The sequence below is a fragment of the Paenibacillus woosongensis genome, from assembly GCF_009725165.1.
Lineage (GTDB): Bacteria > Bacillota > Bacilli > Paenibacillales > Paenibacillaceae > Fontibacillus > Fontibacillus woosongensis.
Window position 1 is genome coordinate 77424 of record NZ_WNZW01000004.1, and the last position, 13580, is coordinate 91003.

Sequence of the window (13580 nt, forward strand, 5' to 3'; positions counted from 1 at the left end):
AGGATGAAGGATGAACCTAATTTTGATTGTCAGCAAGCGATTGATTCCCTTCGGGAACGATTTGCTTTTGATTTTGTCTCGATTGCGCTAGTCCAGTCTGCAGCCGATCAATTTGTGCTGACCTGGCAGTACGCATCAGGCAATTTGAACGAACGCTACAAACGGATTGTACTGCATTCGGGCAAGGGAATCGCTGGTATGGTGTTCAAGACGGGAAAGCCGATGATCATTCAAAATATAGCCGAAGAACTCGATCCTAACGATTTATTCAATTATCCGATTATCGTCGCGGAGCAGCTTCAAACCGTATGCGCTGTCCCTCTATGGAAGGAAAGCCGCGTGGATGGCGTGTTGTTGGTAGGCTTTCGTGAAGGAAACCGTTTAACATCTGCCTTGCTCGATGAATTCAGGCAATATATAGACCCGTCATTCGGCCCCTATTTCACCAGAGAGCTGATAGAGGAGTGAGTCCTTTGCCCGATATCTCCATGTCCGATCTGCTAGGGAGCATGTATAAGAACAGCAGCGAGGCCATATTTTTCGTTAATTCAGAGGGAGAAATCCTCCATATGAACCCGGCCGCGGAGAATATCCTGGATCTGGATGTGATCGAACAGATGCATAAGGGAGAGGCGGTCTCGATTTGCAATTCCTGTGCCGGATATATGAGTGAAGAGGCGATGATCTCCTGTGTAAATTGTTTTTTGAGAAATACGAAGGAAGACTTCTCCTCCTTTCAAGTGTATTTGAATACGCGGGGCAAAGGGCTCGTTCCCTATGCAGCAAGCTTCCATGTGATCGATGAAAAGGAAGGCATCCGCGTCTTCATGCTGCTTAACTTAACGAAGCAATACCGGACTCAGGAAATGCTGTACCAGACCAATATGACCAAATATGTGATCAAAGCGCAGGAGGACGAGCGCAAGCGGATTTCGCGCGAGCTGCATGATAGTGTTGCGCAGGAGCTGTTAAGCTCCCTCGTCGATTTGCGCGTTCTCAAATATATGAATGCCGATGAGGTCGTACTGAACAAATTACAGCAGACAGAAGCCTCATTAACCCGGCTGCTCGATGATATCCGGCGGCTGGCTGTGGAATTGCGTCCGGCGTCATTGGATGATTTCGGACTGGAGGCGGCTTTTCGCTCCCATTTCAAATGGCTGGAGAAAAACTACGGGCTGCTGATCGATTTTAAGGCTGAGCTATCCGCTGCTAGATACAGTAATGAGATGGAGACCGTCGTTTACCGGATTTGTCAGGAAGCGGTACTGAACGCGCTAAAATACGCGAATACAGATGAAATCCAGGTCAGGCTGTTTGAAGAGGACCGCGAGCTGCAGCTCATTGTACAGGATGCAGGCTCAGGCTTCCAGATGAACACGAGGGACCCTAAAGGAACAGGGCTCGGCTTGTTCGGTATGCGGGAGCGTGCTGAGCTTGTGCATGGCCAATTGATTATTTTATCGGAGGTGGGCGTAGGTACGACGATCCATCTGCGTATTCCATTGTCGCCAAACGAAGGAGGGGATACGGAATGAAAATTGTCATCGCCGACGATCACGCCGTCGTTCGGAGCGGCTTCTCCATGATTCTGAATTATCAGCCCGACATGGAGGTCGTGGCTACCGCTGCGGATGGGATCGAGGCGTATCAAATGGTTGCCAAGCATAATCCTGATGTCTTATTGATGGATTTGAGCATGCCGCCGGGTGAAAGCGGATTGATCGCGACAGGTAAGATCAGCAGCGATTATCCCGACACGAGAATATTGATTCTCACCATGTACGACGATGAGGAGTACTTGTTCCATGTGCTCAAGAACGGGGCCGCAGGCTATGTATTGAAGAATGCGCCGGATGAGGAGCTGCTGACAGCGATTCGCACCGTTCATCAGGGGGAAACGTATATTCATTCCAAGATGGCGACCTCCCTTGTCAGGGAGTTCATTAAGAAGGATCAGGAGTCCAGCGACTCCGACCCTTTTAATCTGTTAACCAAGCGGGAGATAGAAGTGCTGCCACTGGTTGCCAAGGGCTACGGCAATAAGGAAATCGCCGAGAAATTGTTCATTTCAGTCAAGACGGTGGAGGTGCACAAGGCGAAAATCATGGAGAAGCTGGGCTTAAAGAGCCGCCCGGAATTAGTGGAGTACGCCCTCAAGAAGAAGCTGCTCGATTTTTAATCCTATATAAGAGGAACTAAAAAATAGGATGCAGGCAAGGGAGGAAAATGATTCCGGAGAAACTGAAAGCTTTCTGAAAGAAAGCTGCATCGAGAGCATACGCTTGTGGTCGCCTTTGTGACTGGATTTTTACCTTTTATGAATCTGTATAAGACATTATCCGTACTTGCCCCACCATCATTCAATAGTTCAACTTATATAAAAGCGCACAAATATAGGGAATTCCTCCGAAGGATCAGGGGATTTCCCTATTATTTTTCTCCGCGTACTGCATTTACAATAGAGATGGGAATCAATAATTCAGTACGCAGGAATTAGGTGATCTGATGATTAGAAAAATGCAGCTGCCCTTGCAAACGATGAATTTAGTGCTTGGCTTTATGGTGTGGGTGATTATTTCGGCGCTCATTCCATTTATTAAAGAAGATATTCAAATTCCAGCGGAAAAGCTGGCAATTCTCACGGCGATCCCCGTTGTACTAGGGTCGGTTCTACGAATCCCTTTCGGGTATTACGCCAATGTATTCGGAGCCCGTATCGTCTTCTCGGTCAGCTTCGTTCTGCTGCTGTTCCCGGTATTCTATATTAGTGCAGCCTCTACGTTTACCGATTTAGTCATCGGCGGTTTGTTTCTGGGGATTGGCGGCGCCGTATTCTCAGTGGGTGTAACGTCTTTGCCGAAGTACTATCCGAAGGAACGGCATGGGCTGGTCAACGGCGTGTACGGGATTGGCAATCTGGGTACGGCGATTACTACGTTCGCTGCGCCGGTCATCGCAACACAAGTAGGCTGGTCTTTGACGGTAAAGCTCTATCTCGTTCTGCTATTGATTTTTATCGCATTGAATATATTGTTTGGTGATCGCAAAGAAGTCAAAGTGAAGACCCCGATTATGGATGAAATCAAGGCCGTCTATAAAAGCGATAAGCTATGGTTGTTCTCGCTCTTTTATTTCCTCACATTTGGTTCGTTTGTGGCCTTCACTGTATACTTGCCTAATTTTCTGGTCTCGCATTTTGCATTGGAGAAAGTGGATGCAGGGATGCGGACGGCCGGATTTATCGCTCTGGCTACGTTTATGCGTCCGGTCGGCGGATGGCTTGGCGACAAGTTCAAACCGTTAATTCTATTGATGGGTATTTTTCTGGGGCTGACCCTTTCCGGAATATTGTTGGCATTCTCGCCTTCAATCGGGCTATATACCGTAGGCAGCTTAACTATAGCGGTTTGTGCAGGGCTGGGAAATGGCGTTATATTTAAGCTTGTTCCGCAATACTTCAACAAGCAGGCGGGAACCGTGAATGGTATCGTATCGATGATGGGTGGTCTAGGAGGCTTCTTCCCGCCGCTCATGCTCTCTATGATTTATTCCATGACCGGACAGTACTCGATCGGGTTTATGGCTTTATCCCAAGTTGCTCTGGCAAGCTTGATTCTGGTCATATGGATGTATTATCAGGATCGGCTAGTCATGTCCAGCAAAGTGTTCCGCTATACAGGGCAAGGCATTCTAGTTACCGATTCAAGGGGAACGATTAGAAGTGTTAATCCTGCCTTTACCAAGCTGACGGGTTATGCCGAGGAAGAGGTTGTCGGCCATAAGCCGAGTATTTTAAAATCAGGAAGGCAATCCAAACCATTTTACGAGGAAATGTGGAGTACAATTAGAGCAACGGGCCAATGGCAAGGAGAGATTTGGAACCGCCGGAAGAACGGAGAAGAATACCTGGAGTTTCTGACTATCAATGCAGTTAAAGACGACTCAGGCGAAGTCGTTCACTACGTTGGGTTGTTTAGCGATATTAGTGTACAGTGAAATAAGGGCGACTGGTCATTCGGCCGGTTGCTCTTCCCTATTTTGGCGTATAAGGTGGCTGTATAATGAAACGGTATGAGATTGCCGAGGGGCCTATAAATATTCAGAAAGCTATAGATTTGGTACTACATCCAGGTGCAGGCGCGGTAACGACGTTTACGGGGCATGTAAGGGAATGGACACACGGCGTCAGAACGATATACTTGGCTTATGAGGCTTATATTCCGATGGCGGAGAGGAAGCTGGCGCAAATCGGTTCTGAAATTGAAGAGAAATGGCCGGGTGCACGTGTGGCGATAGCCCATCGCATCGGTGAACTGCATATTTCCGATATTGCCGTTGTCATTGCGGTATCGTCACCGCATCGGAAGGCAGCTTACGAGGCCAATGAGTATGCGATTGAACGCATCAAAGAAATGGTGCCGATCTGGAAGAAGGAAATATGGGAAGACGGCGAGGAATGGATCGGAGATCAGAGGAAGAAGCCTGAACAAGGGGGGAATAGAGAATGATACGAGTGCTCTATTTTGCGGGTCTGCGCGATTTGACAGGAAAGTCAGAGGAACTCATTGACCGTCCGGGGTGGACGGTTCGGGAGCTTACGGACTGGGTTGAAGCAGCTTATCCGGAATTTAAGCATAAAAACGTATTTGTCGCTGTGAATGAAGAATATGCTCGTCCAGATGATGTCATTCAGGCCGGGGACACGGTGGCTATGATACCTCCGGTGAGCGGCGGTTAACCGCTGCGGCAATGTAGGACTTGCAGGGAGAATAGAGAGGGGCAAATGTGAAATGACTACTGAACCTATCCGCGATCAACTGAATCGGCCTATCCGCGATTTGCGCATCTCAGTAACGGATCGCTGCAATTTTCGCTGCACCTACTGTATGCCCAAGGAAATTTTCGGAGACGATTATCCATTTCTGCCGAAAAGCGAGCTGCTGACGCTGGAAGAAATCTGTGATGTTGCGCAGTTGTTTGCTTCGCTTGGTGTGAAGAAGATTCGGTTAACAGGCGGGGAACCTTTGCTGCGCAGAAATTTACCGGAACTCGTTGGCAGGCTGGTGAACATGGAAGGGATTGAGGATATCGGTCTGACTACAAACGGCCTGCTTCTGAAGCAGTATGGCCAAGAATTGTATGATCAAGGTCTCCGAAGAGTGAATATTAGTCTGGATGCCCTAAATCCGGAGCTGTTTGCATATATGAATGGGCGCGGAATTAAACCGGCTGCTATTCTTGACAATATCGAGCATGCTAGACAGCTAGGCTTTCAAATCAAGGTGAATATGGTAGTGCAAAAAGGCGTAAACGATCAGGAGATTCTCCCTATGGCCGCCTACTTCAAAGAGAAGGGGATTACGCTATGCTTCATCGAATTTATGGATGTCGGCAACGATAACGACTGGAGTCTGGAACGCGTTGTAACCAAAAGAGACATCTATGACATATTGACCAGGGTGTACGAGCTGGAAGCCTTGGAGCCGCATTATTTCGGCGAGGTGGCGCAGAGATATCGATATAAGGACGGCGAAGCCGAGATCGGCTTTATTACCTCGGTGTCGGAGTCGTTCTGTTCGACCTGCACCCGTGCAAGACTGTCATCGGAAGGGAAGTTCTATACCTGTCTGTTCGCCTCACAGGGGTTTGATTTGCGTGAGCTATTACGGGGAGGCGCATCCAAGGACGAGCTGCTGACAGCTATTCGGAGTGTCTGGGAGCAGCGGAGCGACCGTTATTCGGATGAACGAACGGACCAGCGGGTCCGGCAGCGTAAGAAAATCAATATGTCCTATATTGGCGGTTAAAAGAAATGCAGTGAGGAGAAGAGGTCTAGGCGTGTGAAGAAGCAGGGGATCGTAATCCCCCATGAACATGGGGGCTGGGCCATGGTCAGCGTTCCATTCGTGATTGGAATGATGGCGGGGCGGCCGCAGTGGATGCATCTGCCATTATTTCTGGCATGGCTCTTTCTATACTTATCGTCGTATCCGTTTCTGCAATCGGTCAAGCGCAAAAAAGAACGCAGGCGCTTGATCATTTGGGGCGTGATTTATAGCGCTATTGCGCTGGTGTGTCTGATACCGGTTCTGCTCAGCTTCCCGAAGCTGCTCTATTTCGGGCCGATATTGCTTGTCCTGCTGATGATCAATTTATGGCATGTGAAGCAAAAGTCAGAGAGGGCTGTGATGAATGATCTGTGCGCTGTTCTGATCTTCTCGATCGGCGGGGCTGCCGCCTATTGGTTTGGCGGGGGCGGATGGGATCGCACTATGCTGCTGGTCGTTGTGTTCAACGTGCTTTTTTTTATGGGCAGCGTATTCTTTGTGAAGTCAGTATTCCGCGAGCGATTGAATGGGCGCTGGATCGCATGGGCCAAAGGATTTCACGTACTGTTGCTGATCATTCCCTGGCTGCTGGGTTTGCCGTGGATGACGATCGCCTATTTGTTTCCTTTGGCCCGTACTATTGCTTATGCAGGAAAAACTTTGCGGCCCATGAAAGTGGGAATCATAGAAATTATCAGTTCTGTCCAATATTTGCTGCTTACGATTGCTGTGCTTTAGGCATGCTTGCTGTTTCGATAATCTCTCGGCGGGTTAATTTGTACCGTCAACGCAAATCGTATCGATAGATAAGGAGAGAACGCGAAATGAAACCCAATTTGCAAACAAAAGAACTGGATCATAAATTTAAAAAAATTACGGTGACCGTAAATGGAGAATCTCTAGGTTACGACATCTTGCTGGATAATGTCACCTATGTTCCGGTTGCCAAATCGTATATCATCCGCCGCTGATGTTTTGATTTCTTTAGAGCGGGTAATACAATACCGTACCCGATGCGGTACCTTACAAATACGATAAGGAGTGAACCAAACATGGCTAACAACAATCGTGACGGTAAGATGAGCTTGGAAGAAGCAGGACGCAAAGGCGGCGAGGCTACAGCCCGCAATCATGACAAGGAGTTCTATCAGGAGATTGGCAAGAAGGGTGGCGAAGCTACCGCTAAGAACCATGATAAGGAGTTCTATCAGGAGATCGGACGCAAAGGCGGTGAAGCTACCGCTAAAAATCACGACAGAGAATTCTATCAGGAAATCGGGAAAAAAGGCGGAGAAGCCCGCAGTAATTCCGATAATGATGATGGAAAGATGAGCCGTGAGGAAGCGGGCCGTAAAGGCGGGGAAGCCCGCGCTCGTCAGCGCAGAGACAAATAATAGCGTGCAATTTTTAGATCGAAAGATAGTTTATATATGAGTACGCCATTGGCCTAAGGCCAAACAAGATGGCCTCTGAATGGTTCAGAGGTCATCTTGTTGTTTTTAGCACAAAATTATATTTTGAAGCGTTCGATCATGCGGGGATCGATGAGCCCCGTCGTAATGTTGGCGCAGCCCAGCACCTCAATGCCGGCCGATGTTTGGATTTGGCGGTAGGCGGTCTGGTAGCTGAATACGCCGATCAGTGACCCGATCATAAGAAGCAGGCCGATGACCGCTAATGTGATTTTGCGAGCTAATCCTATGCTGTAGTAGTTCTCCTATCATTAAATTGTATGATTGATATACATAAGTACATTATAAATCTGAAATGTTTGTTGAATAATAACGGCAAGTATGCAAATGTGACAAAAAAACAAATATTGAGAATAAATTCACAAGGAGGATGAGCATGTCTGTGGAAGAAGAGAAATGGCGCCTGTTTGTTGCTGTGGCATTGCCGGAATCTGTCAAAAACCAGCTGCATGCCTGGTGCCTGGAGCGCCGCAAAGACTGGAAATTCCGTAAATGGGTGCATCCGGCGGATTATCATATTACCTTGCAATTTTTAGGAGATACTCCCGTTACTCGTGTTCAGGCCCTATTGGACGGTTTGCGGGAGGCTGCTGCTGAAGCCCGGCCTTTCCGGCTGGAAGCAGCCGGGATTGGAGCCTTCGGGCGTCCTGATCAGCCTCGGGTACTGTGGTGCGGCGTAGATGGCGACGTAGACGCTCTCCGCCATCTTCACAGCCGCGTTATTGCGGTGAATGCCAGGCTGGGATATGTGCCAGAGGAGCGGCCATATGCCCCGCATATTACACTGGCCCGCAAATTTTCAGAAGGAGAAAAACTGCGGGATCCCCTGGCAAATAAAGGATTATCCTTTGGGGATTGGACAAATGACACCATTATGTTGTATCGTACTAGGGTAACCGTAAGTCCGATGTATGAGGTAGTAGGGATCGTATCCATGCGGAAATGATTCCCATGTTTCTCCGTTAGCCGTAGAACTTTAATAAGGAGAGCCTTCCCTTTCGGAAGGCTCTTTATGTCGAATAATTAAGAGATATTATTCAAAACCTCTTTTTTCGGTTACATAGTTGAAGGAGTCATTTCAGAGATATTGTAATTGTAGGAGGCCATATGTATATTTTCAGACAGAATCGTTACGTCGCGCTTTTAATTAGTGCTATTCTAGTATGTTCAGGGTCGATTTCTTTATTATGGGGCCGCATGGATAATAGTGAGAATCGTGCTCGGCCGATCGAGCTTTCATCAAATAGTATTTCCGTAATTGTAAAGCAGCAGGATCGGAATCTCTCTGCCGCAACAATTGACGCATCCCTATCTCAGGAGAGGCGTATTTATCGACCCATTGTGCCGTTAATTTCCATGCTGCCGATGAAGAAGCAAGGCGAAACCAAGGCAAGTCAGCCATATCAGCTTTTGTTTACACGCAATTGGACTGCAGCGGAGCAGGCTCTGGTGCAAGAGAAGACGGCGAAGGCCGAGGCGTCTGCACAAGCAGCAGAAGCAATAGATATGTCTCATCCCCCCAACCAAATATACTTCACCCGGACAGAACTACTTAGTCAGGCAGACAAGGATCAGGCAACCAGGCACTACGTTCTGACGGATGAAGAGCTGCATCTCCTTCACAAAATTGTGATGGCAGAGGCAGAGGGCGAACCGTACGAAGGCAAGGTGGCAGTTGCCAACGTTGTCTTAAACCGGCTGCGGTCCGCCAATTACCCCGACACGATTAAGGAAGTTATATATCAAAAATCGCAATTTAGTCCTGTGCAGAACGGAAGAATGGACCGTGTTACTCCGAACGAGGATTCTATTCGTGCTGTAACGGAAGCTTTGCATGGACGGAAGGAGGTGTCCGACGACACCTATTATTTCCTGGCGTTATCTTTGGCTACGGATTTAACGGTTGCTCATACGAAGAGTAAATCGAAGGAAATCGGGAATCATACTTTCTATAAATAAGCGTATCCGAGCTCGGGTTGAATGGAATTCTCCCGGAGCAGCTTAATCACGTTCTTGGCGCAGCAATCCGGCTCATAGGCTTGGGGGCGCAGCTGGCTAATTTTATCATGAAGCATTGTATTGCGCGAAGGATTCGTAATCGCAGAGAACCATTGATCGATAATCTCCGGAGAGGACATATCCATGCCGTATCCGTGGCTGACGAAATATTCGCGGTTCTTCTCCTCCTGTCCAGGAATCGATTCAAAGAACAGCATCGGTATGCCTTTAGCCAATCCCTCGGTACATGTCATGCCGCCCGGCTTCGTAATCAGGATATCGGAGGCGTCCATCCATTTGCTGACTTCATGGGTGTGTCCGATGATTGTAATATTCTCGTGCATCATCTCCGGGCAAGCGCGCAGCTTCTCTGTCAGCTTGCCGTTGCTGCCAGTGCAGCAAATGATTTGTACCTTGTCGCGCCAGGCGATGAGCTTGTCGATAAGCTCTTCCTTGAAATGCAGCCCCCATCCGCCGCCCATAACGAGAACGGTAGGCATTTGCTTGATGCCAAGATCTTTTCTGGCGGACGCTTTGTCCTGAATGCTCCAGAAGTTGGGATGAACGGGAATCCCGGTGACCTGGATGGTATCCGGGTTGACCCCACGCTGCTGAAGCAATGTTTTAACTTCCAGTGTGGATACGAGATATTGATTCACCTCAGGACTAATCCAGGCGCCGTGGGCATCGTAGTCCGTAATTAGGGTATACAATGGTATGCGAAGGCCTGACGCACGGAGTCTCGCGACGACGGCATTTGGAATCGGATGTGTGCAGACGATGACATCCGGCTGAAGCTGTCCGATTACATCGGATGCATGCTGATAGAACATTTTATGCAGGGCCAGCCGGGTTAACCGCCCGACTGGCTTTTCGTATTTTTTCCGGTAGAGCATTCCGACCAGGGAAGGGCTCGTATTTACGGTAACCCGGTAAGCAGACAAAATCCACGGGGCGATAATCGGATTAAGGAACGAGCCGAGCTCCATCACCTTCGTCTTTGCGTCCGGCCACAGCTTTCGGATGCCAGCAGCCAGAGCATGACCGGCTTGGGTATGGCCGCTTCCGAACCCCTCCGATAGAATCAGCACTCGTTTTTTGGACATGTTATCACCTGCTTTAAGAATAGATCCGTCCCGAGCGGGGCGGTTATTTGCGTGTCTAAATAGCTTCGTAATGTTAATACCTGGTTATAGTTTATAAGGTTGCGGCTGGAAACAAAAGAGTCCGCAGACTGGCCGGCAGCTGGACTTAAGTCGGGGAAAAAGCTGGTGCCAAAAAAAATGTTGCAAAGCAATAATCGAAGTGCTAAAGTGAAAAATGACCGAATGACCGGAAATGACTTTTAGTCAGTTTTGAATCAATGACCGGTATAAACATTACTTTAAAGGAGGTGATGATCATGGCAATAGACCGTAGACAGCAGGTGATCGAGGCGGCGGAGAAGTCCTTTGCCTTGTTCGGCTACAAGGCAACAACGATGGATCAAGTAGCTAAAATCGCGAATGTGGGGAAAGGGACGATTTATACTTTTTTTACGAATAAGGAAGAGCTCTTTGATGAAATACTGCGATCCGTCATTATGGAAATGAAACGGATCACCGAGACAGAGGTGAGCGAGAATAAATCCTTCTTCGAGAACGTGTACCACTCCATGGACCTGCTCCTGGAATTCAGGAGGGAGCATGAACTGCTGATCAAGCTGTTCCAGGAGGTGCGCGATTTCGGCACGCCGCAGGCTCGTGAAGGTTTGCAGCGGATCGAGGATGAAATACTCCGCTATCTGGAGGGCAAAGTGGCGCGCGCTGCTCAGCGCGGGGAAATCCGGGCGCTCGATCCGAAGGTTGTCTCCTTCGTGATGTTCAAGCTGTATATTGCGCTCACCTCGGAATGGAACAAGCGGGAGGAGCCGTTAAGCAAGGAGCAAATTAAAGAATTTGTCCGCATGTTCCTGGCAGGAGGGCTATCCCCGGAGTAAACGATAGAGCCACGCATAGACAAATAAATATTAAATAGAGATAGAGATATAAAGGAGAGAAGCTAAAGTGAAATCGATGTCGGTGTTTTTTAAGGATTTGGGAGCTTCTTTCAAGAAACCAAAAGTGATTATTCCTATATTGGTCGTCCTGTTCATTCCTGTGTTATACAGCGGAATGTTCCTGACGGCATTCTGGGATCCTTACGGTAAAATGAACGAGCTGCCCGTAGCTGTTGTAAACGAAGATGCTGGTGCCGAATATGAAGGCAAATCGCTGCAGGTTGGCCACGACCTGGTCGATGAGCTGAAGAAAAATGATGACTTCTCTTGGAGATTTGTCACCCGAGAGCAGGCGGACAAAGGAATGAAAAATAACGAATATTATATGAAGATCGTCATTCCAGAGGACTTCTCGTCCAAGGCGACGACCTTGATGGATGAGCAGCCTCAGCCTGCCAAGCTCATATTCGAGCCGAATGAAGGCTATAATTTCCTGGCTTCGCAAATCGGCGGCACCGCCGTAAAGGAAATCAAATCGAAGGTGTCGGCTAAAGTTACGGAAGCTTATACGGAAACTTTGTTTGACCAGGTTGAGAAAATTTCCGGCGGCTTAAGCGATGCCGGTTCTGGAGCAAGCACAATTAGCGACGGTGCTGTACAGCTGGATGAGGGAGCATTGAAGCTCAAAGAGAACTTGGCCAAGCTGGTCCAGGGCACAAGCCAGCTGCAAAACGGCGTAACGCCCTTGGAGGAAGGCGCCGTCACGCTGAGCAAAGGCGCCAAGGATCTTCAAGGCGGAGCCTCCAGCCTCGCCAGCGGCCTGAGCCAGCTGTCTGCCGCGCAGAAGCAGCTGGAGGACGGCGCGGTGAAGGCACAGGAAGGCGGGGCGCAGCTGAATACGGGCCTGCAGGCTTCTCTGCAAGGCGCCGAGAAGCTGCAAGCGGGCCTGACAGCCGCCGAGCAGGGCAGCGCGAAGCTGCAAACGGGGCTCGAAGCCTCGCTGCAAGGCAGCGGCCAAGTGGCCGAAGGCGCCAAAGGCGTAGCGCAGGGCCTTGAGCAGCTCGCGAAGGCAAGCCCCGATTTGGCCGCCAGCCCTGAGCTGCAGAAGCTGATCGCGGCGAGCAAAGCGGTGGCTGAAGGCAGCCAGCAGGTTGCTGCCGGACAGCAGGAGCTGGTGCAGGGCGCGCGTGAATTGCACGGCGCCCACGGCCAGCTGCTGCAGGGCAGCGGAGAGCTGGTGCAAGGCCAGCAGCAGCTCGCTCAGGGCGCTAGCCAGCTGGCCAGCGGGCAAGAGCAGCTGGCGAGCGGGCTGAAGCAATTCGGCGCGAAGCTATCGGAGGCTGCGACGGGCGGCCAAAGCCTGGCGAGCGGCGCTGCACAGCTAAGCGGCGGGGCCGAGAAGCTGCAGGGCGGCGTCGGCCAATTGTCCGGCGGCGTCAGCACGATAGCGAGCGGCTCCAAGCAGCTGGCGGGTGGCGCTGGAGAGCTGAAGGACGGCATGGATAAACTGGCCTCCGGCTCCGGTGAGCTGGCAAGCAAGCTGAACGAAGCCGCCGAGCAAACCTCCGGCGTGAAGAAAAGTGATGAGCTGGTCAATATGTACGCGAAGCCAATCGAGATCGAGGAGCATAAAATCAATGAGGTTCCGAACTATGGCACCGGCTTCTCGCCTTACTTCCTGTCGCTGGGCCTGTTCGTCGGAGCATTGATCTCTACGCTTGTTGTACCGACCAGAGGTTCTTCCGTATCGGAGGCGACGGGTTGGAACCGGTTCGTGAGCCGGGCACTCGCCTTCACGGGCATGAGCTTGATCCAATCGCTCCTGTCCGCGGCGCTCATGCTTTACGTACTCAAGCTTGAGGTGCAGAGCGTGCCGCTGTTCTATGTCTTTACTTTTGCGACCAGCCTAAGCTTCATGTTTATTATTCAGGCTCTGGTGACCTGGCTGGATAATCCGGGGCGCTTCCTGGCCATTCTGATGCTGATCTTCCAGTTGACGACTAGCGCAGGCACGTTCCCGCTAGAGCTGATTCCAGACTGGATGAAGGTTCTTAACCCGCTCTTGCCAATGACTTATAGCGTTACCGGCTACAAAGCGGTTATTTCCAGCGGGGAGCTCGGGGTTGCTTGGGAGAATATCGGCGTCCTGGCGGGCTTTGGTGTTGCGTTCCTGATTCTCACCATGCTGTATTTCCTGCGCCGTGAGCAGCCGAGCGCTGCGAGCATGACAACCGCCGAGGCTTAAGCGGATCAGGCCGCGCTAGACTAACTAATTTTATTCACTTATATACGATGAAAAGA

At 50.0% G+C, this 13580-nt stretch carries 16 protein-coding genes; 14 read left to right on the forward strand and 2 right to left on the reverse strand.

Annotated features, from left to right (window positions below):
* The first annotated feature begins 3 nt into the window (after positions 1–3).
* The 10 genes from GNP95_RS13425 to GNP95_RS13465 all read left to right on the forward strand — a co-directional run bounded on the left by GNP95_RS13425 (position 4) and on the right by GNP95_RS13465 (position 7225).
* Entirely contained in the window at positions 4–468 is a 465-nt protein-coding gene (locus GNP95_RS13425) for a GAF domain-containing protein (RefSeq protein WP_155611386.1), read from the forward strand.
* A gap of 20 nt (positions 469–488) precedes the next feature.
* Positions 489–1538, forward strand: coding sequence for a sensor histidine kinase (locus tag GNP95_RS13430; protein ID WP_155611542.1), 1050 nt, complete (start codon positions 489–491; stop codon positions 1536–1538).
* Positions 1535–2182 (forward strand): response regulator transcription factor, encoded by a 648-nt coding sequence (locus tag GNP95_RS13435; RefSeq protein WP_155611387.1) that lies wholly within the window; start codon positions 1535–1537, stop codon positions 2180–2182. Before GNP95_RS13430 ends, GNP95_RS13435 begins: the two co-directional genes overlap by 4 nt.
* 326 nt (positions 2183–2508) lie before the next feature.
* Positions 2509–3999, forward strand: coding sequence for a nitrate/nitrite transporter (locus GNP95_RS13440; protein ID WP_155611388.1), 1491 nt, complete (start codon positions 2509–2511; stop codon positions 3997–3999).
* A 65-nt stretch (positions 4000–4064) separates the two neighbouring features.
* Entirely contained in the window at positions 4065–4511 is a 447-nt protein-coding gene (locus GNP95_RS13445; RefSeq protein WP_155611389.1) for a molybdenum cofactor biosynthesis protein MoaE, read from the forward strand.
* The gene (moaD, locus tag GNP95_RS13450) at positions 4508–4741 is read left to right on the forward strand and encodes a molybdopterin converting factor subunit 1 (protein ID WP_155611390.1); all 234 of its coding nucleotides are present in this window, start codon (positions 4508–4510) and stop codon (positions 4739–4741) included. The genes GNP95_RS13445 and moaD overlap by 4 nt, the downstream gene beginning before the upstream one ends.
* 52 nt (positions 4742–4793) lie before the next feature.
* Positions 4794–5810 carry a GTP 3',8-cyclase MoaA gene (moaA, locus tag GNP95_RS13455; RefSeq protein WP_155611391.1) on the forward strand — a complete coding sequence of 339 codons (1017 nt, stop codon included), beginning with the start codon at positions 4794–4796 and terminating at the stop codon, positions 5808–5810.
* Positions 5811–5843: 33 nt separating this feature from the next.
* Positions 5844–6569: a YwiC-like family protein gene (locus GNP95_RS13460; protein WP_330163422.1), complete on the forward strand. Its 726-nt coding sequence runs from the start codon at positions 5844–5846 to the stop codon at positions 6567–6569.
* Between the two features lie 86 nt (positions 6570–6655).
* The gene (locus GNP95_RS25790; protein WP_196427174.1) at positions 6656–6802 is read left to right on the forward strand and encodes a hypothetical protein; all 147 of its coding nucleotides are present in this window, start codon (positions 6656–6658) and stop codon (positions 6800–6802) included.
* Between the two features lie 81 nt (positions 6803–6883).
* Complete coding sequence (locus GNP95_RS13465) at positions 6884–7225, forward strand: KGG domain-containing protein (RefSeq protein ID WP_155611392.1); 342 nt, start codon at positions 6884–6886, stop codon at positions 7223–7225.
* 116 nt (positions 7226–7341) lie between these two features.
* Here the strand turns inward: GNP95_RS13465 and GNP95_RS13470 are convergent, their stop codons facing one another.
* Positions 7342–7485, reverse strand: coding sequence for a hypothetical protein (locus tag GNP95_RS13470; protein WP_155611393.1), 144 nt, complete (start codon positions 7483–7485; stop codon positions 7342–7344).
* Between the two features lie 194 nt (positions 7486–7679).
* Between GNP95_RS13470 and thpR the strand changes: the two genes are divergently transcribed.
* Positions 7680–8249, forward strand: a complete 570-nt coding sequence (gene thpR / locus GNP95_RS13475; RefSeq protein ID WP_155611394.1) for an RNA 2',3'-cyclic phosphodiesterase — start codon at positions 7680–7682, stop codon at positions 8247–8249.
* Positions 8250–8659: 410 nt separating this feature from the next.
* Positions 8660–9262, forward strand: a complete 603-nt coding sequence (locus GNP95_RS13480) for a cell wall hydrolase (RefSeq protein WP_196427175.1) — start codon at positions 8660–8662, stop codon at positions 9260–9262.
* Here GNP95_RS13480 and GNP95_RS13485 read toward each other — a convergent pair.
* Complete coding sequence (locus GNP95_RS13485; protein WP_155611396.1) at positions 9253–10407, reverse strand: MGDG synthase family glycosyltransferase; 1155 nt, start codon at positions 10405–10407, stop codon at positions 9253–9255. The two genes, GNP95_RS13480 and GNP95_RS13485, sit on opposite strands and share 10 nt — an antisense overlap.
* A 296-nt stretch (positions 10408–10703) precedes the next feature.
* Between GNP95_RS13485 and GNP95_RS13490 the strand changes: the two genes are divergently transcribed.
* The gene (locus tag GNP95_RS13490) at positions 10704–11279 is read left to right on the forward strand and encodes a TetR/AcrR family transcriptional regulator (protein ID WP_155611397.1); all 576 of its coding nucleotides are present in this window, start codon (positions 10704–10706) and stop codon (positions 11277–11279) included.
* A gap of 67 nt (positions 11280–11346) precedes the next feature.
* Positions 11347–13524 (forward strand): YhgE/Pip domain-containing protein, encoded by a 2178-nt coding sequence (locus GNP95_RS13495; RefSeq protein WP_330163423.1) that lies wholly within the window; start codon positions 11347–11349, stop codon positions 13522–13524.
* The last annotated feature ends 56 nt before the right edge of the window (positions 13525–13580 follow it).

Coding starts and splice junctions, on each gene's coding strand:
- GNP95_RS13430 (WP_155611542.1), top strand. CDS start 489: ATGTCCGATCTGCTAGGGAGCATGTATAAGAACAGCAGCGAGGCCATA.
- GNP95_RS13465 (WP_155611392.1), top strand. CDS start 6,884: ATGGCTAACAACAATCGTGACGGTAAGATGAGCTTGGAAGAAGCAGGA.
- moaA (WP_155611391.1), top strand. CDS start 4,794: ATGACTACTGAACCTATCCGCGATCAACTGAATCGGCCTATCCGCGAT.
- thpR (WP_155611394.1), top strand. CDS start 7,680: ATGTCTGTGGAAGAAGAGAAATGGCGCCTGTTTGTTGCTGTGGCATTG.
- moaD (WP_155611390.1), top strand. CDS start 4,508: ATGATACGAGTGCTCTATTTTGCGGGTCTGCGCGATTTGACAGGAAAG.
- GNP95_RS13485 (WP_155611396.1), bottom strand. CDS start 10,407: ATGTCCAAAAAACGAGTGCTGATTCTATCGGAGGGGTTCGGAAGCGGC.
- GNP95_RS13440 (WP_155611388.1), top strand. CDS start 2,509: ATGATTAGAAAAATGCAGCTGCCCTTGCAAACGATGAATTTAGTGCTT.
- GNP95_RS13445 (WP_155611389.1), top strand. CDS start 4,065: ATGAAACGGTATGAGATTGCCGAGGGGCCTATAAATATTCAGAAAGCT.
- GNP95_RS13435 (WP_155611387.1), top strand. CDS start 1,535: ATGAAAATTGTCATCGCCGACGATCACGCCGTCGTTCGGAGCGGCTTC.
- GNP95_RS25790 (WP_196427174.1), top strand. CDS start 6,656: ATGAAACCCAATTTGCAAACAAAAGAACTGGATCATAAATTTAAAAAA.
- GNP95_RS13480 (WP_196427175.1), top strand. CDS start 8,660: ATGCTGCCGATGAAGAAGCAAGGCGAAACCAAGGCAAGTCAGCCATAT.
- GNP95_RS13425 (WP_155611386.1), top strand. CDS start 4: ATGAAGGATGAACCTAATTTTGATTGTCAGCAAGCGATTGATTCCCTT.
- GNP95_RS13470 (WP_155611393.1), bottom strand. CDS start 7,485: ATGATCGGGTCACTGATCGGCGTATTCAGCTACCAGACCGCCTACCGC.
- GNP95_RS13490 (WP_155611397.1), top strand. CDS start 10,704: ATGGCAATAGACCGTAGACAGCAGGTGATCGAGGCGGCGGAGAAGTCC.